Source organism: Burkholderia sp. HI4860 (assembly GCF_002223045.2).
GTDB lineage: Bacteria > Pseudomonadota > Gammaproteobacteria > Burkholderiales > Burkholderiaceae > Burkholderia.
In genome coordinates, this window is record NZ_NKFO02000001.1 from 86978 (window position 1) to 108713 (window position 21736).

A 21736-nucleotide genomic window follows, 5' to 3' on the forward strand; every position below is an offset into this window, starting at 1 on the left:
CGCACGGAGGATGACGGTGATACGGAGAATCGGCACACGTGCACGGCGATTCTCCGCCTGCGAATCAGGCAGCCCCTCGCTTGGCGCGCCGCCGCTGCCCAAGCCAGTCAAGCAATTGCCGCCCGTCGCGCTCGCCGAACCAGCGAGCATGCCCGATCAGGTAACCGTCGTATGCGATGTCGACGATGGCCGGCGCATCGATGATGCAGCCGAAATAAGCGACTTCCGACAGCGCGAACTCCGTATGCACGATCGGCAGCAGCGCGACCAGCGCCGCATAGGCTTCGTCGCCCAGCGGTTCGAGCGATTCGTACCCGTCGAGCAGCGCATCGATCTGCGCGTACTCGACGCGCCGCGCATCGGCCGGCGCCATCCAGTCGACCGTATTGCGCTCGATCGCGAGCGCGAGGTCCATCACCGCACAGGTACGATCCGACAGCCCGAAATCCAGCACGGTCCGCACTTGCGCGCCGGGCCCTGCCTCGGTCCACAGGAGGTTCGACGCATGCCAGTCGCCGTGCGTCCACAGCGGCGGCAGCGCAGGCAGCAAAGGCACGAGGCGCGCATGATACGGGCCGATCGCGTCGGCCACGTCGCCGCGCCAGTCACGCGCACCGAGCGCGCGCACGAGCAGCGGCTGCGCGTCGACCCAGCGTTCGAGCGCGCCCGCCAGATCGGCGGACGACAGCACGCGAAAGCTCGACAGCAGCGTCCGCACGGGCCGCGCCGGCGCATCGTAGCCGGCCGACGCGCGATGCAGCTCGGCCAGCGCACGGCCGGCCGCGTACGCGTGCGAAGCATGCGTGAACGGCTGCCACGACATCACGCCGCGATACGGGTCGACGCCGGGCGCCCGTACGTGCACCTCGTAGGTCCAGTCGCCGGAGGCGAATGCGGTCGCGCCGTCGCGATCGGCAAGAATGTCGACCACCGGCATCCCGCGCTCGCGCAGATGCGCGATGAAGCGATGCTCTTCCTCGAGCCCTTCCACATCGCGCAGGCTCACGTGATGACGCTTGACGAACAGCCCGCGCCCGTCCGTCATCTGCACCAGGACGGCCGCCGCGAACTGCCGCGGGCTGTGCCACGTGAGCCGCGCCGGCTCCCCGGCGCCGTCGATCCGGGCGAGCACCGCCGCCACCTCGTCGTGCGTCATCAGCGGCCAGTCGCGTTCGGCCTGCTCGCCGTCGACGCCGAATTGCGGCGGCGCGACGTCACGCGACAGGGATCCGTCCGGCTCGAGGGGGAATGACATGAACGACGTTGCTCCGTGGTGAATTCAGATCGGCACGCGGATCAGCGCGCGCCACCGCCGGTTGCCAGCGCACCGCCCGCCGCCGCGCGCAGCGCCGCGGCCGTGCGGCTCCAGTCGCGCCAGCCGACGACGGCCAGCCCGATGAACAGCGCATAGAGTCCGGCCGTCAGATACAGTTCCTTGAACACGAACATCCCGACGTACACGACGTTCACGACGATCCACAGCCCCCACGACGCGATGTAGCGCCGCGCGGTCCAGTATTGCGCGACGAGGCTGAACGCGGTCAGCGATGCATCGACGAACGGCAGCGCCGCATCGGTCCAGCGCGCCATCACGCCGCCGAGCAGCGCGCTACCGACGACGGCCGCGATCAGGTCGGGCAACATCTGCAGCGGCCGCACGCCCGTGACGGGTGCGACGTCGCCCGCGGGTGCCGCACTGCCATTGGCTTCGCTCGCACGCTGCGCGAGCCAGCGTTGCCAGCCGTACACCTGCAGCACCGCGAACGCGCCCTGCAGCAGCATGTCCGAATACAGCTTCGCGTCGAAGAAGATCCAGCCGTACAGCGCGACCGACACGAGCCCGACCGGCCAGCACAGCATGCGCCGCTTCGCGGTCAGCCAGATCGCGAGCGCGCTGACGATCACGCCGGCGATTTCGAGTGGGGACATCGTCTGTGCTCTCCAGGTTGGCTACCGGGGCCGCGCATCACGCGGCCGGTTCCGGTCGATCAGAAATCATAGGTCAACGACACGCGCGCGGTGCGCGGCGCACCCGGGAACAGGTACGCATCGCCCTGCTGCTCGCCCGCGTCGCGCCAGTAGAACTTGTTGAACAGGTTGTCCACCGACACGCGCAGCACCGTGCGATGGCCGCCGATCTTCGTCGTATAGCGTGCGCCGAGATTGAACACGAACCACGACGGCACGCGTGCGGTGCCCTCCTCGTTCGCGTTGCGGGCCGCGCTGTATTCGACGCCGCCCAGCACGTTCAGCCCCGCGACGCCCGGCACCGCGTAGTCCGCATACAGCGACGCGCGCAGCGCCGGCACGTTGATGATCTGGTGCCCTTCGTACGCCGGCGACCCGGAATCGTACGCACGCGCACGGATCGCCGCGACGCTGGCCGTCAGCCCCAGGCGCTCGGTCACGCGCCCGGCCGCGCCGAGCTCGATTCCCTGGTGCCGCTGCGTGCCGCGCTGCACGAACGTGTAACTCGTGCCCGATGCGTCCGGGTCGGCGAACTGGAACGGCTTGCTGATCGAGAATACTGCGGCCGTGAGGCTCAGTCGGTCGAGCCAGTCGTATTTTGCGCCGACCTCGAACTGGTGCGATTCGACCGGCGGCAGGAACGCATACGCGTTGGTCGCGCGCACGGGCGCCTGGTCGCCGAGCGACAGCGCCTTGCTGTACGACGCGTACAGCGACAGCACGTTCACCGGCTTGTAGACGAGCGCCACTTGCGGCAGGAACACCGAGCGGTCGGTATGCGTCGCGTCGCCGTCGAGGCTGCTCCAGCTGCGCTGGCGCAGCAGCACTTCCTTGCCGCCCGCGAGCACCTGCCAGTGTTCGCCGATGCTGATGCGATCGAGCCCGAACACGCCGTACTGCCACGCATCGAGGCGAGGATACGACGGGCCGGGCGAATTCGGCGACGGCGAGAACGCCGTGTCGGGCCCGTAGATGTTCTCGCTGCCCACGTAGTCGTACACGGCGTCGGCCATGCTCACGACGCGGCGCTGCACGCTCACGCCGAGCGTCAGCTCGTGCCGCAGCGGGCCGGTCGCGAACTTGCCGGTCGTGACCGCACGCAGGTCGTCGTTGCGACGATATTCGCCGGGGCTGCGGAAGTCGTAGACGTCGTAGTCGCCGTTCGCGCCGAAGAAGAACGGCGACGTCGCGCCGGCCGTGCAGCTCGCGGCATATGAGCAGCCGTACGCGAACGCGCTGTTGTCGTCGATCATCGTGCGGCTGCGGCCGGCGGCGATGTAGGCTTTCCAGTCGTCGTTGAACTGGTAGTCGAAGCGCGCGTTCAGGTTCAGCGCGTCGGTCGTCACCGGTTTCGCCCACGGCTGCGTGCCGAGCGCCTTCGACGTCGTCTTGACCGACGGCACGACGGTGCCCCCGAGCAACTGATAGCCGGGTGCGGAACGCTGGATCCACTGCTGGAATTCGGCGTTGAGCTGCAGGCTCGCGCGCGGGCTGATGTCCCAGTCGGCGGCGATCGAGCCGAACGTGCGCCGTCCGTTCGTGCCGTCGATGTACGAGTGCATGTTCTCCTTCGCGGCATTGATCCGGAAGCCGAACTGATTGTCGGGGCCGAAGCGTCGGCCGAGATCGACGGCCGCCGACGTCGAGCCGCGGCTGTCGACGCCGCCCGTCACGCTCGCGACGTTCGCCGAGCGCTTCGTCACGAAGTTGATCACGCCGCCCGGCGCGACGACACCGCTGTCGATACCGGCGAGCCCCTTCAGGATCTCGACGCGCTCCTTGTTCTCGAGCGGCACGTTCTGCTCGCCGGACACCGTCAGCCCGTCGATCCGGATCGCGCTCGCGAGATCGACCGGGAAGCCGCGGATCGCGAAGCCTTCGAAGTAGCCGACTGGCGCATAGTCGTTGACGACCGACGCGTCGTTGCGCACGACGTCGCTCAACCGCTTTGCCTGCTGGTCGTCGAGCTGCTCGCGCGTGACGACGCTCACCGACGCCGGCGTGTCGCGCAGCGGCGTGTCGTCGAGCCCCGCGACCGATGCGTTGCGTACGCGCAGCGCATTGCCGCGCTCGCCGCTCACCGTGATCGTCGGCAGCGTCGCGCTGCCGGCTACGTTGGCGTCCGTCGCCGGCGTATCGCCCTGCGCCGCGGCGGCCTGGGCCGCGAAAAGCGTGATGCCGAGACCGACGCCAAGCCCGACTTTCGCGCGCCGCCGCCGTGCGCGCGACGCTGTTGTTCTATTCACCGTCATTGTTCTGGATGGAAAACTCGCCACTCGACCTGTCGAAACCGTTTACGAAGCTGCGAAGCGTGCCCGTGCGCGACATTCATCAGACGAACCGGACGATACGGCACGCAAGCGGGCCGCTCGGTCAGGAAGACGCAGGATGGGACGTCGGATTCAGGTGATGCGCCGGGAACCGAAGCAGCCGTCGACGGGTTCGTCGGGGGCGTGTCGGGCGGCCGGCGGCATCGCGCGGTCTTGTCATGCGGGGGACGCTTCGAACGCCTCGGTGCGGGCGCGACGCACTTGCGCGCACCGTTCGCTGGAACGGCGGCGTGCCCGTCGCGCGCGACATCGCGGCGCGGCGCGCATTTTACCCCGGGCGGGGCTGACCGACCTGGAATCGGGCGAAACGGGAAACGGGGAAGACGGGAATGAGGGCAGCGCGATTCGCGCGGCACGACGACGGCGCCGATGGGCGCGTGACTGGCGTCGTGCGCAGCCGCCTCGATAACCGGCGCCGTTGCGCGCCGGTCATACGGCCGGAAACCGCAGCGGGGACGTTCTCCCGCTCGCGATTCATCGGCCGTCTGCTCAGAACCCCTGCATCGTCACGGTCGGATCGACGACCAGGTGCACGACGCCGTAGATGACTGCGCCGACGAGCACCGCGAGGATGATCGCCACGAACGGCAGCATCGTGAAGTTGGCATTCGCGAGATCGGTTGCGTGCGCCTTGCTGTTGCGTACGCCGAAGAAACTCCACAGGACCAGTTTGATCATGCCGAGCAGTTTCATGATTGCGCTCCTTTCATCTATCGGTTGACGCTATCGTCGATCCGACCGGCATCTGAAAAAAGAAGCAGTTGCGTGCGCTTTTCGCGCAGCAGCGCATCTGCGGCGGCATGTCGCATGGGGTGTGTCAGCGGTCGAGCACGAGCGGTTCCGCCCCTGGCGCGGGCCGCGCGACGCATAGCAGCGCGCAACCGGGTTCGACCGTGGCATCGGGCGCCTGCTCGTAGTCGACCGCGCCGGACAGCACGCGCGTCGCGCACGTGCCGCATGAGCCGGAGCGGCATTCGGACGGCACGTCCACGCGCTGCCCCTCCGCGAATTCGAGCAAGGTGCCGTCGGCGGGCGTCCACGCGGCTTCCCGGCCGGTGCGCCGGAAGACGACCGGCACGCTCGCTACCGCCGCCGGCATTGCGGTCGCGCGGGTCGCGCTACGTGCCACGCTCGACGGCCCGAATGCCTCGAAACGGATGCGTTCGTCCGGCACGTTCAGTGCGCGCAATCCGTCGTACAAATCGCGCATGAACGCCGACGGCCCGCAGAGGTAGAAATCGTGATCGTCGAACGAAAGGATCCGCTTCAGCTGCGCGATATCGATGCGGCCCGCATGCGCTGCCGAGCCTTCGTGAGGATGACTGTCGAACCAGTGGAGCGACAAGCGCGCGTCGGTGGCGGCGACGCGTGCCAGTTCCTCGGCGAACGGTCGATCAGCCGCTTCACGCGCACCGTGTACGAACACCACGCGGCGCGGCGGTTGAGCGTCGGCCAGCGCACGGCGCAGCATCGCGATCATCGGCGTGATGCCGATACCGGCCGACACGAGCACGGCCGGGCGCGGGCTCGCGAGATCGAACGAGAAGCGGCCGCGCGGCATCTGCGCGTCGAGCGTCATGCCCGCGTACGCGTGATCGTGCAGCCGCGCCGAGACGCGCCCTTCGCGCTTCACGGTGATTCGATAGTGCGCGCCGCCCGGTGCATCGGAGAGCGTGTAGCTGCGGATCGCCGGCGCATCGCTGCCCGGCAGCGGGATGCGCAGCGTCAGGTGCTGCCCGGCTTCGTAGGCGGGCAACGGGCCGCCATCCACCGGTTCGAAATGGAATGAGCGGATCGCGCGCGCTTCGTCGACGACCTTTGCGATTCGCAGTGGGCGCCATGTGGGTGCCGACGCCGATGCGGTCGGCAATGCGGATGCGGATGCGGATGCGGATGCGGATGCGGATGCGGATGCGGACGATACCACTACGCCTGCCCCTGCCCCTACGTTTGCCCCTGCGCCTGCGTTTGCGCCCATACCCGCCGCCATCGCCGCGAACTGCGGCGCACGCTCGACCGCCGACCACCGGAACGGCAGCACCGCGCGCATGCGCCGCACTTCCCGCACATGGAACCGCACGACCCGCTGCGCGCCGTCGAACGACGCGACGAGCGGCCCGTCCCACACGATCTCGGCGCGCGCGGCCACATACAGCAGGTCGCCGTGGTCGAAATCGATGAACAGCAGCCCCGCGCGCGGATCGTGCTGCAGGTTCCCGAGCGTATTGAAGAAGCGGTTGCCGCTGAAATCCGGCGACGTCAGCGTGCGCGCATCGTCGACGCGCACGAAACCCGGCATCCCGCCGCGATGCGACACGTCCGCGCCGCGCGCGGCGCCCGCGTCCGCCGACGTGTTCGCGCTCGCGACGAAGAACGTATCGGCCTGCGCGAGCAGCGCGCGATCGGCGTCGTTCAACGCGTCCGACACGTCCGGCCGCGCGAACGCATCGACTTCCCGTGCGACGAACGTCGGCTTGCGCCCCTGGATGTACTTCGCGCAGTTGCCAAAGCTCTGCTCGACCGCGATCGTCAGCGCATCGCCGTCGGCCGCACGCACGACGCCGTTGACGCGATTGCGCCGCCGCGTATCGAATTCGATCCCGAGCCCGCCGAGCGGCGCGCCCGGCTGCCACGCGCCGGCCAGCGGATCGCCCGGCAGTGCGCGCGACGCGATGCGCAGCGTGCGCGCATCGGGCGACGTCACGAACCCCGGCGCGCCGGCCCGCAGCGTCGCCCACGGCTGGCCGTGCGCGTCGACGCCGCCGAGCACGAAGAACGGCAGTTGCGCGAAAAACGCCCGGTGCTGGTCCGGCATGAAGCGCCGGATCCCGCGCCGTCCGGCCGAACCCGCGGCGTCCGTCACGCCCGCGCGCTGCTGCACGGCGAGCTCGCCCGCGTGAAACGGCGCGGTATCGAGTTCCCAGCCCGGTACGACGGCGGTCGGAACAGTCGGGGCATTCATCGCGTTCTCCCTGAGCAGGCTCGGCTTCGGTGGGTGTTACGCGGCGAGCAGGCCCGCGCGCGTCGTCGGCATCGCGACGAAGCCCGGCAGCGCCTCGATGCGCGCCAGCCACGCACGCACGTGCGGATACGGTTCGAGCGACACGCCGCCCTCCGGCGCGTGCGCGATGTACGAATACGCGGCGACATCGGCGATCGTCGGTTGAGCGCCGGCGGCAAACGGCTTGCCGGCCAGCTCGCGGTCGATCACGTCGAGCACTTTGGCGGCCGTGCGCTTGGCGGCCTCGTGGTCGAGCTGCGCGCCGAACACGGTCACGAGCCGCGCGGCGGCCGGCCCCGATGCGATCGGCCCGGCCGCATACGACAGCCAGCGCTGCACGACCGCCGCGCCGGCCGGATCGTCGGGCAGCCAGTGCGCGTCGCCGTAGCGCTTCGCGAGGTACACGAGGATCGCGTTCGAATCGGCGATCACCGTGCCGCCATCGTCGATCACGGGCACCTGCCCGAGCGGATTGAGCGCGAGAAACGCCGGTTCGCGTTGCGCGCCGGCGGCCAGATCGACGTCGACGGTCTCGGACGGCAGGCCGAGCAGCGACAGAAACAACCGGACGCGATGAGCGTGCCCGGACAGCAGGAACGAATAGACACGGATCGGTGAAGCAGGCTTGTTGGCGGCAGACATGGAAACGCTCCGGGCTCTCGCGCCGCCGGGGATCGGCGACGCACAACCGCAGCGTAGCGCTCGCCGTTCGTCACCAGAAGACGGATAATCTTTTAAATATCATCCTTTTTCATAGGACAATCGACGATGGCCGATCTGCGCGATGTGAACCTGAACCGGCTGGCGATCTTCGTCGCGGTGGTCGACGCCGGCTCGCTGACAGCCGCGGCCGAGCGCCTCGGCCTGGCGAAGACGGTCGTCAGCACGCACATGCAGCGCCTCGAATCCGAGGTCGGCGCGAACCTGCTGGTGCGCACGACGCGGCGGCTGAGCGTGACCGATGCGGGGCGGGCGTTCTACGACGCGTGCCGCGACATCGTGCGCGCCGCCGAAAGCGCGCTCGACGCGGTGTCGTCCGATGCGGGGCCGCTTCGGGGCACGCTGCGCGTGAGCGTGCCGATCGACTACGGCGCGCTGGTCGTCGCGCCTGCCGTCGTCGCGTTGCGCGACCGGCATCCGGGGCTCGACGTCGAACTCGTCGCGAACGACCGCGTGGTCGATCTCGTCGCGGACAACCTCGACGTCGCGATCCGCATCGGCCGCCTCGCCGATTCGAACTATCGGGCAGTGCAGCTCGGCACGTACGAGAAATGGCTGGTGGCGAGCCCCGCGTTTGTCGCCCGCCATGGGCGGCCACAAGAACCGGATGCGCTCGCCGCGCTGCCGTTCGTGATGCTGTCGTCGCTGCCGCACGCGCATACGGTCAAACTGGAAGACGCGAACGGCAACACCGCTTCCGTGCGCTGCGTCGCGCAGGTCGTGTCGAACACCGCCACCGCGTGCCGCGCGATCGTGCTCGCAGGCGGCGGCTTCGGGCTGCTGACGGATTTCTCGACCGCCGACGACGTTGCGGCGGGCAGGCTCGTGCGGTTGTTGCCCACGTGGCGCTCGGCGCCGGCCGGGATTCATGCGGTGTATCCGTCGACGCGGCTGCCTTCGCCGAAAGTGCGGGCGTTCGTCGCCGCGATGAAGGCGAGGATCGGGGAGACGGCGGGGACGCGGGTGACGAAGCGCTCAAGCCCGGCTTAGCCGAAGAATACGGCGCGACGGGGCGAGGAAGCATCTCGTCATGCGCGTCGCATGATCCGACCGCCACGACGGCAGGTTCCGCGTCGCCGCTGCCATGGTCCGACGTCAGTCTCGCCAGGTAGCCAGCCCGTCACATGAACTTGACGTAGCACGACTTCTTCTCGACCTGTTCGCGCTTGAATCCGCTCTCGGCCATGCATGCCTCGTACTCGTCGGGCAGCGGCTTCAGATTGAAGATCCGCTGGTCGATCGCGGTGGGCAGGCCATGATTCAGTTCGTCCTGCGCCTCTTCGCAGGTCGCCTTGGCCAAGCTGAGCTTCACGGGTTCCCCGGTGATGACGTTGCGGATTTTTTCATATTCCCCGCCCTTGCAGGCTGCAATGGCTTCCTTGAGGTGTCGCGTGTAGACCGCGTCGCGGCATCGATCCCCTTCCTGATCCAGGTTCTTGAATTTCGCCGCGAAAGTCTGCGACTTCCACACGGTTTCAGAAGTCGTGGACTCGCTGAACGGCCAGCAGCCGCAGCCCGTCAGCCCCAGGACAGACACAGCCATCCCCGCCGACGACATGCGACGCAACCATCGGTTTCGTGCTTGCATAGGTTCCTTGTTATTGATTGTCGGCCATACATGGTCGCGGGTAACGGCCCCGTCCCCGCTACCCCACCTCCCGCAACGTCCCCAGCAGCACCTTCCTGCAACTCGCGACCATCTGCGCCTCCGGATCGCGATAGTCGGTGAGCAGCCACGCCGCGCCGACGTTCGTCATCGCGCCGACGAGCGCGAGCCCGATCAGCCGCTGCTCGGTGCGCTCCGCCGGCGTTGCCGCTTCGCGCGGCGCGCCGATCGCCATGATCAGCTTGCCGAAGTCGATCAGCATGCGCTGGTAGGTCATGTCGGTGTCCGCGCTCACGCCCATCACCTCGAGCAGCAGCACGCGCGCCGCGCACGGGTCGCGCAGGAACGCGAAGAACGCGGCGAGCCCCGCATCGACGCTCTCGCGCAGATCGCCGCCGCGCTCGGCCACCGCCCGCGCGACCGCTTCGTGCAGCTGCTGCGCATGATGCAGGTAGGTGCAGCGCAGCAAATCCTCGGTGCTCTCGAACGCCGCATAAAAATAGCGATCGTTCAGCTTCGCTTCCTGGCAGATCGACCGCACGGTCGCCTTGCGGAATCCGACCGTGCCGAACACGCGCGTCGCCGCGCGAATCAGTGCGTCGCGCCGCTCCGCGGCCCGCACCTCGGGCGCCACGCCACCGTACGACCGGCCCCTTTTTTCCGTCTTTTCCGTTTCGAGTGCTTTCTCCATTCCGCTATTTGACATCAGGACACCCTAAAACTAAAGTGGTGACGAACAACACCACATTAGACGCGCCGCCGGCGCAGTGCAAGCGGAACGGGAGGAGCAACGGATGAACGGGTTTTCCGGCAAGGTCGCCGCGATCACGGGCGCCGGTTCGGGCATGGGCCGCAGCCTCGCGGTCGAGCTCGCGCGGCGCGGCTGCGAGGTCGCACTCGCCGACGTCAACGACGTCGGGCTCGCCGGCACGGCGGCCGCCTGCGCGCAGCACGGCGTGCGCGTGAGCACGCGGCGGCTCGACGTCGCCGATCGCGATGCGGTGTTCGCGTGGGCCGATTTCGTGCGCGCCGAACACGGCAAGGTCAACCTGGTCTTCAACAACGCGGGCGTGTCGCTGGCCGCCAGCGCCGAGACCGCGCGCATCGCCGATCTCGAATGGATCGTCGGCATCAATTTCTGGGGCGTCGTGCACGGCACGCAGGCGTTCCTGCCGCATCTGCGCGCGTCGGGCGACGGGCACGTCGTCAACACGTCGAGCCTGTTCGGCCTCGTCGCGATGCCCACCCAAAGCGCGTACAACGCGACCAAGTTCGCGGTACGCGGCTTCACCGAGGCGCTGCGGATGGAGCTCGAACTCGACGGTGCGCCGGTGAGCGCGACCTGCGTGCATCCGGGCGGCGTCGCGACGAACATCGTCGACGCAGGCCGCGTCGATACCAGCATCCATGCGCTCACGGGCCAGGACGAAGCGACCCATCGCCGCCAGGCCAACCGCCTGATCAACGCGACGACAGCCGAAGACGCCGCGCGGCAGATCCTCGCGGGGGTCGAGCGCAATGCGCGCCGCGTGCTCGTCGGCGCCGACGCGCGCCGGCTCGACCGGATCGCGCGCCTGCTCGGCGCCGGCTACCAGTGGCTGATGCTGCGCCACGTGCGCCGCGCCCGTGCCCGTAACCTTGAACGCGCGCACGCCCCGGCCGCACTCCCGACCACGCCGACCCAGGACCCCGCATGACCTCGACGACGACCGACCGGCGCGACGCGCCGCCCGCCCCCGACGCCCGCCAGGACAGCAACGACCTCGACGTGCTGATCGTCGGCGCCGGCCTGTCCGGCATCGGCGCGGCCTATCACCTGAAGCAGCGCTGCCCGTATGCCAGCGTGGCGATCGTCGAGGCGCGCGACGCGATCGGCGGCACCTGGGACCTGTTCCGCTATCCGGGCGTCCGTTCGGATTCCGACATGTTCACGCTCGGCTACAGCTTCCGGCCATGGCACAGCGACAAGGCGATCTCGGACGGCCAGACGATCCTCGACTACATCCGCGATACCGCGCGCGCATACGGCATCGACAAGACGATCCGCTATAGCCAGAAGGTGGTGGCAGCCGACTGGGACTCGACCCGCGCGCGCTGGACGGTGCGCATCGAGCGCACGCGGAACGGTGCGACCGACACGCTCGTCTATACCTGCCGATTCCTGTTCATGTGCAGCGGCTATTACGACTACGACGCCGGCTACCTGCCCGACTGGGCCGGGATGGACACGTTCGAAGGCAAGCTCGTGCATCCGCAGCACTGGCCGAAGGATCTGTCGTACGCGAACCGGCGCGTGGTCGTGATCGGCAGCGGCGCGACGGCCGTCACGCTCGTGCCGTCGATGGCGGCCGATGCGCAGCACGTGACGATGCTGCAGCGCTCGCCGACCTACATCGTGTCGCTGCCCGCGCGCGACAAGATCGCGAACGCGCTGCGCCGCGTGCTGCCGTCGCGGCTCGCGCACCGGCTCGTGCGCGTGAAGAACGTGCTGCTGACGATGTACCTGTACAACGTGTCGCGCCGCAAGCCCGACCGGACGAAGCAGTTCATCATCCGCGCGGCCAGTAAGCAGGTCGGCCCCGGCTTCGACGTCGCGAAACACCTGACGCCACGCTACATGCCGTGGGACCAGCGCGTGTGCCTGGTGCCGAACGGCGACCTGTTCAAGGCGATCCGCTCGGGCCGCGCGTCGATCGTCACCGACGAGATCGAGCGCTTCACGCCGACCGGCCTCAAGCTGAAGAGCGGGCAGCAACTCGACGCCGACGTGATCGTCACCGCGACCGGGCTGAAGGTTAAGATGCTCGGCGGCGCGCGCGTGACCGTCGACGGGCGAGCGGTCAACCTGCCGGACACCGTGTCGTACAAGGGCATGATGTACAGCGACGTGCCGAACCTCGCATCGTCGTTCGGCTACACGAATGCGTCGTGGACGCTGAAGGCCGAGCTGATCGCGCGCTACGTGTGCCGGCTGCTCAACCACATGCGCGCGAACGGCTACGACACGTGCGTGCCGCGGCTCGGCACCGGCGACCTCGGCAACGTGCCGGCCGTCAACCTGAGCTCGGGCTACATCCAGCGCGCGGCCGGCATCCTGCCGAAGCAGGGGCACGGCAAGCCGTGGAAATTCCACCAGAACTACGTGCTCGATCTCGCATCGCTGAAGTTCAGCGGACTCGCCGATTCGGCGATGCAGTTCGAACGCCGCGCAAAAGCCGGCCCGACCGCCACGGCGCCGGTTGCCGAACCCGCACTCGAAACCCGCTGAGGCCGACATGACCCCTACGCTCCATCTGATCCAGAACGTGCTGCTCGGCGTCGTCGCGGTGCTCGCCGTGCTCGCGCTGTTTACCGGTTACGTGGCCCGCCGCGTGACGCGCGCGTTTCCGCCCGAAGGGCGCTTCGTCGACGTCGGCGGCGACCGCATCCACTACGTCGAATACGGCAACGGCCCGCCGATCGTGTTCGTCCACGGGCTCGCGGGGCAGCTGCGCAATTTCGCGTACCTGCCGCTCGCGCGGCTCGCGCAGCAGCATCGCGTGATCCTGATCGACCGGCCGGGCGCCGGCCGCTCGCTCCGCGGCGCGGGTTCGCAGGCGAACGTGTTCGCGCAGGCCCGCACGGTCGCCGCGTTCATCGACGCGCTGAAGCTCGACAAGCCGGTGCTGGTCGGCCACTCGCTCGGCGGCGCGATCGCGCTCGCGGTCGGGCTCAATCATGCGGATCGCGTGAGCCGCCTCGCGCTGATCGCGCCGCTGTCGCACGAGCAGAGCGAGCCGCCGGCGCCGTTCAAGCCGCTGATGCTGCCGTCGCCGCTGGTGCGCCGCTTCGTGTCGTGGACCTTCGCGATTCCGCTGACGATCCTGACCGGCCGCAAGGCCGTGTGCCAGGTGTTCGCGCCGGAAGACGTGCCGCGCGACTTCCCGGTCAAGGGCGGTGGCCTGCTCGGGATGCGCCCGCACGTGTTTTACGCGACGGCGACCGACCTGCTGTCGGCACCGGTCGACCTGCCCGCGATGGAATGCCGCTACCCGGAGCTCACACTGCCGGTCGACGTGCTGTACGGCCGTGCCGATCCGATTCTGAACTGGCGCGAGCACGGCGAAGCGCTCGCGAAGAAATCGGCGCGCGTGCGGTTGAAGGTCGTCGAGGGCGGGCACATGCTGCCGGTCACGATTCCCGAAGCCACCGCCGACTGGCTGCTCGAAGTCGCCGCCGCGCCGGCCGAGGTGGCCGCGCCGTCGGCACGCATCGCGTAAGCCGGCACCGTGTAGCAGACCCTGATTCCGTGCCGTGCCGCCGGCGCTGCGGCGGAATCAGGTTTCGTCGTCGGGCAGCGACAGCCCGAGATCCGATATCACCTCCCGCGCGCTGCGGAATGCCTCGACCGCGGCCGGCGCGCCCGCGTACAGCGCGCTGTGCAGCAACACCTCGCGGATCTCGACGAGGCTCGCGCCGTTGTTGAGCGCGCCGCGAATGTGACCCTTCAGTTCCGTGCTGCGGCCAAGCACCGCCAGCATCGCGCAGGTGCACAGGCTGCGCGTCTTCAGGTCGATCCCGCCCCGCTGCCACGTGCTGCCCCACGCGTGCTCGTTCAGCCAGTTCTGCAGCGGCCGCGAAAAACCGTCGAGGTCGCGCATCGCACGCTCGACGAACGCCTCGCCCATCACGTCGATGCGTCGCGCCTTGCCGTATTCCCTGTCCTGTTCGCTCATGTCCGTGTCCTGTGTGGAGTCGTGGGTGTTGCGGCGTCGCCGCGAGCCGGGGATGTCGCGCCATGTTCATCGGGCCTGCGCGTTTCGTCAAAGATGCGGGCCTCGGTTCGCGGCGCCCGCGTCACGCGATGTCGAACGCTACGTAACATCGCGCCGCGCGTTACGGCCGCGTGCGGGAACATCGCAACTGCCGCGCCGGCGCACCCTGCGTGCCCGTCGCGCGAAAGCCCCGCTACTCCGTTTAAATCGCACGTATATTCCCGATTCCTGCAATAAAGCGCGACACCGTTTCGGGAATATTGTCGTGGCGCGAAATTTGCAGTGGTGGCTTGGACACACTTCCAATGTCGAGGCCAACATGCACAAACTCTTCAAGAAGACGACGGTAACGATGGCCGTCTCGTCGCTACTCGCACTCTATGGTTGCGGCTCGGTCGATGGACCGACCACGCCGCCGACGATCAAGCCGAGCACGTCAGGGACGGGCGGCAGCTCGGGGACGTCGGGAACGTCGGGGTCTTCTGGTACTTCGGGGTCCTCTGGTACGTCGGGCTCGTCCGGGACGTCGGGTACTACTTCGGGTACTTCCGGCACTTCGGGTACGTCGGGTACTTCCGGTACCTCGGGCACTTCCGGTACTTCGGGTACTTCCGGTACGTCGGGTACCTCCGGCACTTCGGGCACGTCGGGCACTTCCGGCACTTCGGGCACCTCCGGCACCTCGGGCACTTCCGGCACGTCGGGTACTTCCGGCACCTCGGGCACTTCCGGCACCTCGGGTACTTCCGGTACCTCGGGTACCTCCGGCACGTCGGGCACCTCCGGCACTTCGGGCACGTCGGGTACTTCCGGCACGTCGGGCACTTCCGGCACCTCGGGCACTTCCGGTACGTCGGGCACTTCCGGTACGTCGGGCACTTCCGGTACCTCGGGTACCTCCGGCACTTCGGGCACTTCCGGTACCTCGGGCACCTCGGGCACCTCCGGCACCTCGGGTACTTCCGGTACCTCGGGCACCTCTGGTACATCGGGTACTTCCGGTACGTCGGGTACTTCCGGCACGTCGGGCACTTCCGGCACTTCCGGCACCTCCGGCACCTCCGGCACCTCCGGCACCTCCGGCACCTCCGGCACGTCGGGTACTTCCGGTACCTCGGGCACTTCCGGCACGTCGGGCACTTCCGGTACCTCGGGCACCTCCGGCACGTCGGGCACCTCCGGCACGTCGGGCACCTCCGGCACGTCGGGCACCTCCGGCACGTCGGGCACTTCCGGTACCTCGGGCACTTCCGGTACCTCGGGCACTTCCGGTACCTCCGGCACTTCCGGTACGTCGGGTACCTCCGGTACGTCGGGCACCTCCGGCACCGGCGTCACCCCCCTTGGCAATGTTCTCCAGAAATCCGGCAACCTCGTGACGGCACTCGGCACGACGGTCGCAACCGGCGGCGCGCAGATCGGCGGCGTGCAGATCCCCGGCACGAACCCGACGACGGCCACCAGCGTCGGCAACGCGGTCACGAGCCTCGGCAACGGCGTGCAGGCGCTCGGCAACGGCGTCGCGGCCGGCCTCGGCTCGATCGGCGTGTCGGCCAACCCGCTCGGACCGACGCTGACGTCGACCACCGGCCTGCTGACCGGCGCCGGCGGCGCGGTCAACAACCTCGGCAACGCGGTGAAGAGCCTCGGCTCCGGCCCGCTGTCGCCGCTGTCGCCGGTCACGACGCTCGTCGGCGATCTCGTCAACACCGTCGGCGGCGCCGTCAACTCGACCGCGTCGGGCCTCAACACGGCGCTGAACAGCTCGCCGGTCCAGCAGCTCGAGACGCAGGTCGGCAAGGTGATCAACCCGATCACGAACACGCTGACCGGCGGAGTCACGACGCCGGGCGCCACGCAGACGCTCGGCGGCGTCACGCTGCTCGGCACGCCGCTCAACGGCCTGCTGAGCGCACTCGGCAACGGCCTCGCCAGCGCCGGCACGAAGGTCGGCGGCGCAACCGACAACCCGGTCGGCGGCGCGCTCGGCGGTGTCGTGGCACAGCTCGGCAACACGGTGACGTCCACCGGCGGCCTCGTCCACGACAACAACGCGGGCAGCTCCAGCAGCGGCACGGGCGGCAGCAACCCGCTCGCCCCGATCACGGGCCTGCTCGGCACGCTGACGGGCGGCCTGGGCGGCGGCAGTTCGAGCGGTTCGGGCGGCACCAGCGGCACCAGCGGCACGAGCAGCGGCGGCCCGCTCGGACCGGTCACGGGCCTGCTCGGTTCGCTGACGGGTGCGCTCGGCGGCCTCGGTTCGGGCGGCACGAGCGGTACCGGCGGAACGAGCGGAACGGGCGGCACCAGCGGCACCGGTGGCGCGGGTATCGGCGGCCTGCTCGCGCCGGTCACCAACCTCGTCAACTCGCTGACGCCGCTCGGCGCCAGCCTCACCGGCACGGTCACGACGCCGGGCGGCAACGTGACGGGCACGCTCGGCGGCCTGTTGTCGAGCGGCCCGGTCGGCACGGTGACGGGAGCGCTGACGACGCCGGCAGGCGGCGCGGGCGCCACCGGCACGGCCAGCCCCGGCGGTGCGGCCGGCACGGTCACGACGCCGGCGGGTGGCGGCTCCGTGGTGGGCGGCCTGACCGGCGGCTCGAGCGGTGGTGCCGCGGGCGGCGCCGGCAACCTGCTGTCGCCGGTGACGAACCTCCTGGGCGGTCTGCTGGGCGGCGGCAACAAGAAGTAACGCTTTACCTATCAGAACCACAGGCCAATGGCCGGGCGCGCATCCATACAAAGCCCGGCCGACGGCCGGCGTCACCCGCCAAGCGGGGGCGCCGGCCCTCATCCGTACGAGGATCCGATCATGAATTCCACGCTTGACGGCATCGCCGCGGTCCAGGACCGCCCACCCCGTTCCGCCACGCCGCTGCGCGCCGGCCTGATCGGCATCGCCGCCGGCCTCTTCGCGCTGTGGATCACGCGCGACCAGCCGACCCTCGACGCAGCCACGCGCGCGGTCATCGCCAGCCTCGCGATCATCGGCACGATCGCGCTGCACGAAATCTTCATCTCGCGCGTCTACCTGCGCCCGAGCGCGGGCCTGTCGCGGCAGGCCGTCCGGCCGCTCGGCATCGCGCGCGTCGCGACGCGGCTCGGCGCGCTGACGTCGATCTATGCCGGCATCGGCGTGATCTACTGGCTGCTGCCCGAATACCACGGCAAGTTCTACCTACCGTTCTGGTCGCTGCTGCGCTCGCTCGCGCCGTACGTGATCGTCGCCGCGCCGTTCTACTTCGCGTGGATGGATCGCCACCAGCGCGAGACCGACGACGCGTACCTGCTGTGGGGCCGCTTCCTGTTCCGCCGCGAGCAACCCGCAAGCTGGAAGCCGGTGCGCGAGATGCTGGCTGGCTGGGGCGTGAAGGCGTTCTTCCTGCCGCTGATGACCGTCTACCTGTCGAAGGACGCCGATCACCTGACCGCGTCGCTCGCGAACGCGATGCATGCGCCGATGACGATCGCAACCTTCGTGTTCATGTACGACCTGTCGTTCACGATGGACCTGATGTTCGGCACGGTCGGCTATCTGTGCACGTTCCGCATCCTCGACAGCCACGTGCGCACCGTCGAGCCGACGACGCTCGGCTGGGTGGCCGCGCTGATGTGCTACCAGCCGTTCTGGTCGCTGTTCTCGAACAACTACATCCGCTACGAAGGCTCGATGTTCTGGGACAACTGGCTGATGTCGGCCCCGACGCTGCGCGTGATCTGGGGCGCGGTGATCATCCTGCTGCTGTTGACCTACGCGCTGTGCACGATCTCGTTCGGGCTGCGGTTCTCGAACCTGACGAACCGCGGGATCATCACGTCGGGCCCGTACCGCTTCACGAAGCATCCGGCGTACATCACGAAGAACCTGTCGTACTGGATGGTGTCGGTGCCGTTCGTCGAGCCGCTCGGCTGGCAGGTCGGGCTCATGCACTGCGCGGGGCTCGTCGCGATCAACCTGATCTACTACACGCGGGCGAAGACGGAAGAGCGCCACCTGATGCGCGATCCCGACTATCGCGCGTATGCCGAATGGATCGAGCAGCACGGGCTGTTCGCGCGGATCAGGCAGGCATTCGGGCAGCGCGCGCCGGCTTGACGCTGGGCCAATGGCGGGGCTCGCTGCCCCGCCACTTCATCGAAGCGCCGCGCGGCCCCACACCACGGCGCGTCGCCGCGCGCATGCTCAGTCGAACGAGACGCTGCGGTCACGCCCGTCACGCGCGCGACCGGTCGCACGCGTCAGCCCCTTGATCGCGACGAAGCTCGCGAGGCCCATACCGAAGCAGCAGGCCGCCAGCGGCCACGCGGTGGCACCGTCGAAGACCAGCGTCGTGAGCGTGCCCACGCCGGTGACGATCACGCCCTGCACCGCGTAGTAAAGCGCAACCGCCTTGCCGGCGGCATCGCCGAAATCGCGCAGCGCGCCGTTCGCGGACACCGACGACATCAGCACGATACCGACCGCGATAAGCCACATCGGCATCACGAACGTCGCGAACGACGGCTTCGCCAGGACCGTACAGACGGCCAGCACGATCGCACCCGTCATCATCGTGAGCGCCCCTCGCGCAACGCAGCCGGCCTCGCCCCACCTCGACACGACCGTCCCTGCGAAGCGCGACGCGACGACCATCACGATCGCGACGGTGGCAAAGGCCACGCTGAACGCCACGCGGGAGTAGCCCGCCCCGCCGACCAGCACGCGCGGCGCGGTGGAGAAGAACACGAAGAACGCCCCCATCGCGGCGGCAAACGCGAGTGTGTGAACCTGAAAGGGCCGGCTGCCGAGAATCGATGCGACGGACGGCCCCTGCCGGTTCGCCGGCCGCGGCCGCGTTTCGTGCCAGCGTGGCCACGCACGGCCGCACGCGAGCAGACCCAGCAGGCCGAGCGTCGCGAAGATCGCGCGCCATCCGCAGGCGGCCGCGATGGCCGCGCCGAGCAGCGGGCCCAACGCGGGCACGAACGCCAGCATCGCGCCGAACTGACTGTAGATCGTGCGGCCTTCCGGGCGATCGGCGTAGACATCGCGCACGGTCGCGAACGTGGCGACGAGCGCGGCCGACGCGCCCAGTGCCTGCAGCACGCGCAGTGCAACGAACAGGCCGCCGCCGGTCGCGATTGCAAGCGCCAGCGAAGCCGCCGCAAAACACAGTGCGCCGCCCAGCACCACCGGCCGTCTGCCGACGCGGTCCGATATCGGGCCGAAGAGCATCTGCCCCAGGCCGAGGACGACCATGTAGACGCTCAGCGTCAACTGGACGATGGCCGGTGTCGTGCCCAGCGCAGACGGCATCTCCGGGATCACCGGCAGGTACACGTCCATCGCCAGCGACGCGAGAAGATCGAAAGGCGCCATCAGCAGCAGCGCCGACGGCAACGAATAAGCCCAGACGGGCGTGGATTGTTCAGGCATGACGAGGCATCCGCTCAGAAAAGGGAATCTGGCGGCGATCTGCCTGGTCAGCGAGGGACAACGGGAGATCGCCGCAACGACCGGTTGACGAAGGTCGTTGCGGCTTAGCGATCCGTGGACGGGCCGGCTCCCATGGAGAAATCCTTGCGGTGTGCGTTGACTGCGCAGTGTAGTCGGTTCGACCGGGCGGCACCAGCCGCGTGCGCACGGCCAGCGGAGGCTGTCGGGCCGCCCCGCGTCGCCCTCCGCTCGGGCGACGGCACGCCCCCATGCGGCCAATTGTCGCGAAACGACGCGATTCTCCGCCTTTCGTCGCTTTTCATCTCCTGTCCGATTGCCCACCCGAATCACGTCGCGTATGGTGCTGCCCGTCCGCGTGCGATACGGCGCCCGACCTGCGCGCGTGTCGCCCGGACCTTCGACCGTCGTCCCGCACGACGGCCGCGCGGGCCGTGCCCGCCGCTCACCGTCTCCGCGATGCCGCCCTTCGGCGCCGCGCATTCATGAGGAGAGAGACGTGATCCACAAAGTCCTGATCCTGTTCGCACTCTGCATCGCGGGCCTCGCCGCGATCGCCGCCGGTTTCCAGCACATCCCCAGCTGATTCGCGGCCCCGGCTCGCTTCGCCGAGCCCGGGGGCCGCAGCCATTCCTTTCCCCGTTTGCGATGAACCACTTTCTCGGACCGCCCGGGACGGGCGACCTTTGCCATGCGTATCGACGTACAGCATTCCCAGCACGACATCGACGATGAACTCGACACGCTCCACGCGCGTCTCCACCAGCCCGGCCATCGCCTGCACGGCCTGCCGGCGGTCGCGCTCGGCCGCTCCGGCCTGATCGTCCGCCACCGCGAGGCGGACGGCGAGTACTTCCTGTATGTCGAAGATCCGGCCGCGCGCCAGCTCGCCGGCTATACGGTGTTCAACCGCCTGCCCGAAATCCCGCGCCGCGCCGACCGCTACCTGCGCGCGCCGCATACGCGGCTGCGCGGGTCCGCGCAGCGCAAGGGGCTCGCGACGACGTTGTATCGCTGGGGGCTCGACGCGGGCCTGTGCCTGATCAGCGGCGCGCGCCAGTCGGTGGGCGCCGCGCAGTTGTGGACGGCGCTCGCGCAGGATTACCGGCACGGCTTCGTCGATATCGACGGGCGTGCGCTGCGTTATCTCGGCGAAACCGTCGCCGACGACGTGCACGGCGCGCTGCATACGCGGCGGCTGATGCTCGGTCATGGATGGGAGATCGAGGAATTCGCGCGCGTGACGGGGATGGCCGGCGCCGCCCGAACCCCGGTGCGATAATCCGTGCGACCTGCGCGACGCGACGCGCTCCGCGACGCGACGCGCCAACCGACACGCCCATCGATGACCACCGATCTCCGCCCCCACGCCGACCGCCACCTCGACATCGTCGCGCTGTGCGGCAGCCTGCGCGCGCAGTCGTACAACGCCGCGTTGCTCGATGCGGCCGCGCTCATCGCGCCGCGCGACATGCGCATCGTGCGCTTCGATCGTCTCGGCGAATTCCCGCTGTTCAATCCCGATACCGAATATCCGTCGCCCGCCGCGGTGCGCGACCTGATCGACCGCGTGAATGCCGCCGACGGCCTGCTGATCGCCAGCCCGGAATACGCGCACGGCGTAACGGGCGTGATGAAGAACGCGCTGGACTGGATCGTGGGATGCGAGGCCGTCGTGTACAAGCCGGTCGCGGTGCTGAATGCGTCGCCGCGCGCGACGCATGCGGACGCCGCGCTGCGGGAGACGCTGTCGGTGATGTCGGCGAACATCGTCGAGCGCGCGTCGATCACGCTGCCGATCCTCGGGAGCCAGCTCGACGCGGCGGGCATCGCCGCGCATCCGCCGTTCGCAGCGGCGCTGGCCGATGCGTTGCACGCGCTGCGCGCGGCTATCCAGGAGGCCGAGCCGGGCCGGTAGCC

18 protein-coding genes are annotated in these 21736 nt (G+C 69.1%); 8 read left to right on the forward strand and 10 right to left on the reverse strand.

The window, feature by feature from the left end:
• Nucleotides 1-64 precede the first annotated feature (64 nt).
• The 6 genes from CFB34_RS00420 to CFB34_RS00445 form a co-directional block, all read right to left on the reverse strand.
• Complete coding sequence (locus CFB34_RS00420; RefSeq protein ID WP_089443129.1) at nt 65-1255, reverse strand: phosphotransferase; 1191 nt, start codon at nt 1253-1255, stop codon at nt 65-67.
• A gap of 41 nt (nt 1256-1296) precedes the next feature.
• Complete coding sequence (gene pnuC / locus CFB34_RS00425) at nt 1297-1929, reverse strand: nicotinamide riboside transporter PnuC (protein ID WP_089443130.1); 633 nt, start codon at nt 1927-1929, stop codon at nt 1297-1299.
• 59 nt (nt 1930-1988) lie between these two features.
• Nucleotides 1989-4220 carry a TonB-dependent siderophore receptor gene (locus CFB34_RS00430; protein ID WP_089443131.1) on the reverse strand — a complete coding sequence of 744 codons (2232 nt, stop codon included), beginning with the start codon at nt 4218-4220 and terminating at the stop codon, nt 1989-1991.
• A 567-nt stretch (nt 4221-4787) separates the two neighbouring features.
• Entirely contained in the window at nt 4788-4991 is a 204-nt protein-coding gene (locus tag CFB34_RS00435) for a DUF2970 domain-containing protein (protein WP_043178166.1), read from the reverse strand.
• Nucleotides 4992-5115: 124 nt separating this feature from the next.
• Nucleotides 5116-7260: a pyridoxamine 5'-phosphate oxidase family protein gene (locus tag CFB34_RS00440; RefSeq protein ID WP_089443132.1), complete on the reverse strand. Its 2145-nt coding sequence runs from the start codon at nt 7258-7260 to the stop codon at nt 5116-5118.
• A 36-nt stretch (nt 7261-7296) separates the two neighbouring features.
• Nucleotides 7297-7941: a glutathione S-transferase gene (locus tag CFB34_RS00445; RefSeq protein ID WP_089443133.1), complete on the reverse strand. Its 645-nt coding sequence runs from the start codon at nt 7939-7941 to the stop codon at nt 7297-7299.
• Between the two features lie 126 nt (nt 7942-8067).
• Between CFB34_RS00445 and CFB34_RS00450 the strand changes: the two genes are divergently transcribed.
• Nucleotides 8068-9009: a LysR family transcriptional regulator gene (locus CFB34_RS00450; protein ID WP_089443134.1), complete on the forward strand. Its 942-nt coding sequence runs from the start codon at nt 8068-8070 to the stop codon at nt 9007-9009.
• 130 nt (nt 9010-9139) lie between these two features.
• On the opposite strand, the gene CFB34_RS00455 is transcribed toward CFB34_RS00450, so the two are convergent.
• Together CFB34_RS00455 and CFB34_RS00460 are read right to left on the reverse strand one after the other, a co-directional pair.
• Nucleotides 9140-9577: a hypothetical protein gene (locus tag CFB34_RS00455; protein ID WP_242808621.1), complete on the reverse strand. Its 438-nt coding sequence runs from the start codon at nt 9575-9577 to the stop codon at nt 9140-9142.
• Between the two features lie 88 nt (nt 9578-9665).
• Entirely contained in the window at nt 9666-10316 is a 651-nt protein-coding gene (locus CFB34_RS00460; protein ID WP_242808529.1) for a TetR/AcrR family transcriptional regulator, read from the reverse strand.
• A gap of 103 nt (nt 10317-10419) precedes the next feature.
• Between CFB34_RS00460 and CFB34_RS00465 the strand changes: the two genes are divergently transcribed.
• Genes CFB34_RS00465 through CFB34_RS00475 form a run of 3 tightly spaced genes read left to right on the forward strand, consistent with a single transcriptional unit; the run spans nt 10420 to nt 13884 of the window.
• Nucleotides 10420-11322: an SDR family NAD(P)-dependent oxidoreductase gene (locus tag CFB34_RS00465; RefSeq protein WP_089443137.1), complete on the forward strand. Its 903-nt coding sequence runs from the start codon at nt 10420-10422 to the stop codon at nt 11320-11322.
• Nucleotides 11319-12893, forward strand: coding sequence for an NAD(P)/FAD-dependent oxidoreductase (locus tag CFB34_RS00470; RefSeq protein ID WP_089443138.1), 1575 nt, complete (start codon nt 11319-11321; stop codon nt 12891-12893). Before CFB34_RS00465 ends, CFB34_RS00470 begins: the two co-directional genes overlap by 4 nt.
• Before the next feature lie 7 nt (nt 12894-12900).
• The gene (locus CFB34_RS00475) at nt 12901-13884 is read left to right on the forward strand and encodes an alpha/beta hydrolase (protein ID WP_089443139.1); all 984 of its coding nucleotides are present in this window, start codon (nt 12901-12903) and stop codon (nt 13882-13884) included.
• Between the two features lie 57 nt (nt 13885-13941).
• Here CFB34_RS00475 and CFB34_RS00480 read toward each other — a convergent pair whose 3' ends face one another.
• Nucleotides 13942-14340 (reverse strand): carboxymuconolactone decarboxylase family protein, encoded by a 399-nt coding sequence (locus CFB34_RS00480; RefSeq protein WP_089443140.1) that lies wholly within the window; start codon nt 14338-14340, stop codon nt 13942-13944.
• Nucleotides 14341-14698: 358 nt separating this feature from the next.
• Here CFB34_RS00480 and CFB34_RS00485 point away from each other — a divergent pair, with 358 nt between their 5' ends.
• Nucleotides 14699-17074, forward strand: a complete 2376-nt coding sequence (locus CFB34_RS00485) for a collagen-like triple helix repeat-containing protein (protein ID WP_089443141.1) — start codon at nt 14699-14701, stop codon at nt 17072-17074.
• A 120-nt stretch (nt 17075-17194) separates the two neighbouring features.
• Entirely contained in the window at nt 17195-18478 is a 1284-nt protein-coding gene (locus tag CFB34_RS00490) for an isoprenylcysteine carboxylmethyltransferase family protein (protein WP_089443142.1), read from the forward strand.
• A gap of 87 nt (nt 18479-18565) precedes the next feature.
• Here the strand turns inward: CFB34_RS00490 and cml are convergent, their stop codons facing one another.
• The gene (gene cml, locus CFB34_RS00495) at nt 18566-19798 is read right to left on the reverse strand and encodes a CmlA/FloR family chloramphenicol efflux MFS transporter (RefSeq protein ID WP_089443143.1); all 1233 of its coding nucleotides are present in this window, start codon (nt 19796-19798) and stop codon (nt 18566-18568) included.
• A gap of 709 nt (nt 19799-20507) precedes the next feature.
• Between cml and CFB34_RS00500 the strand changes: the two genes are divergently transcribed.
• Both CFB34_RS00500 and CFB34_RS00505 read left to right on the forward strand, forming a co-directional pair.
• Nucleotides 20508-21098 (forward strand): histone acetyltransferase, encoded by a 591-nt coding sequence (locus tag CFB34_RS00500; protein WP_089443144.1) that lies wholly within the window; start codon nt 20508-20510, stop codon nt 21096-21098.
• Between the two features lie 63 nt (nt 21099-21161).
• On the forward strand, nt 21162-21734 hold the full coding sequence (locus CFB34_RS00505) for an NADPH-dependent FMN reductase (RefSeq protein WP_089443145.1): 573 nt from the start codon (nt 21162-21164) through the stop codon (nt 21732-21734).
• Nucleotides 21735-21736 lie beyond the last annotated feature (2 nt).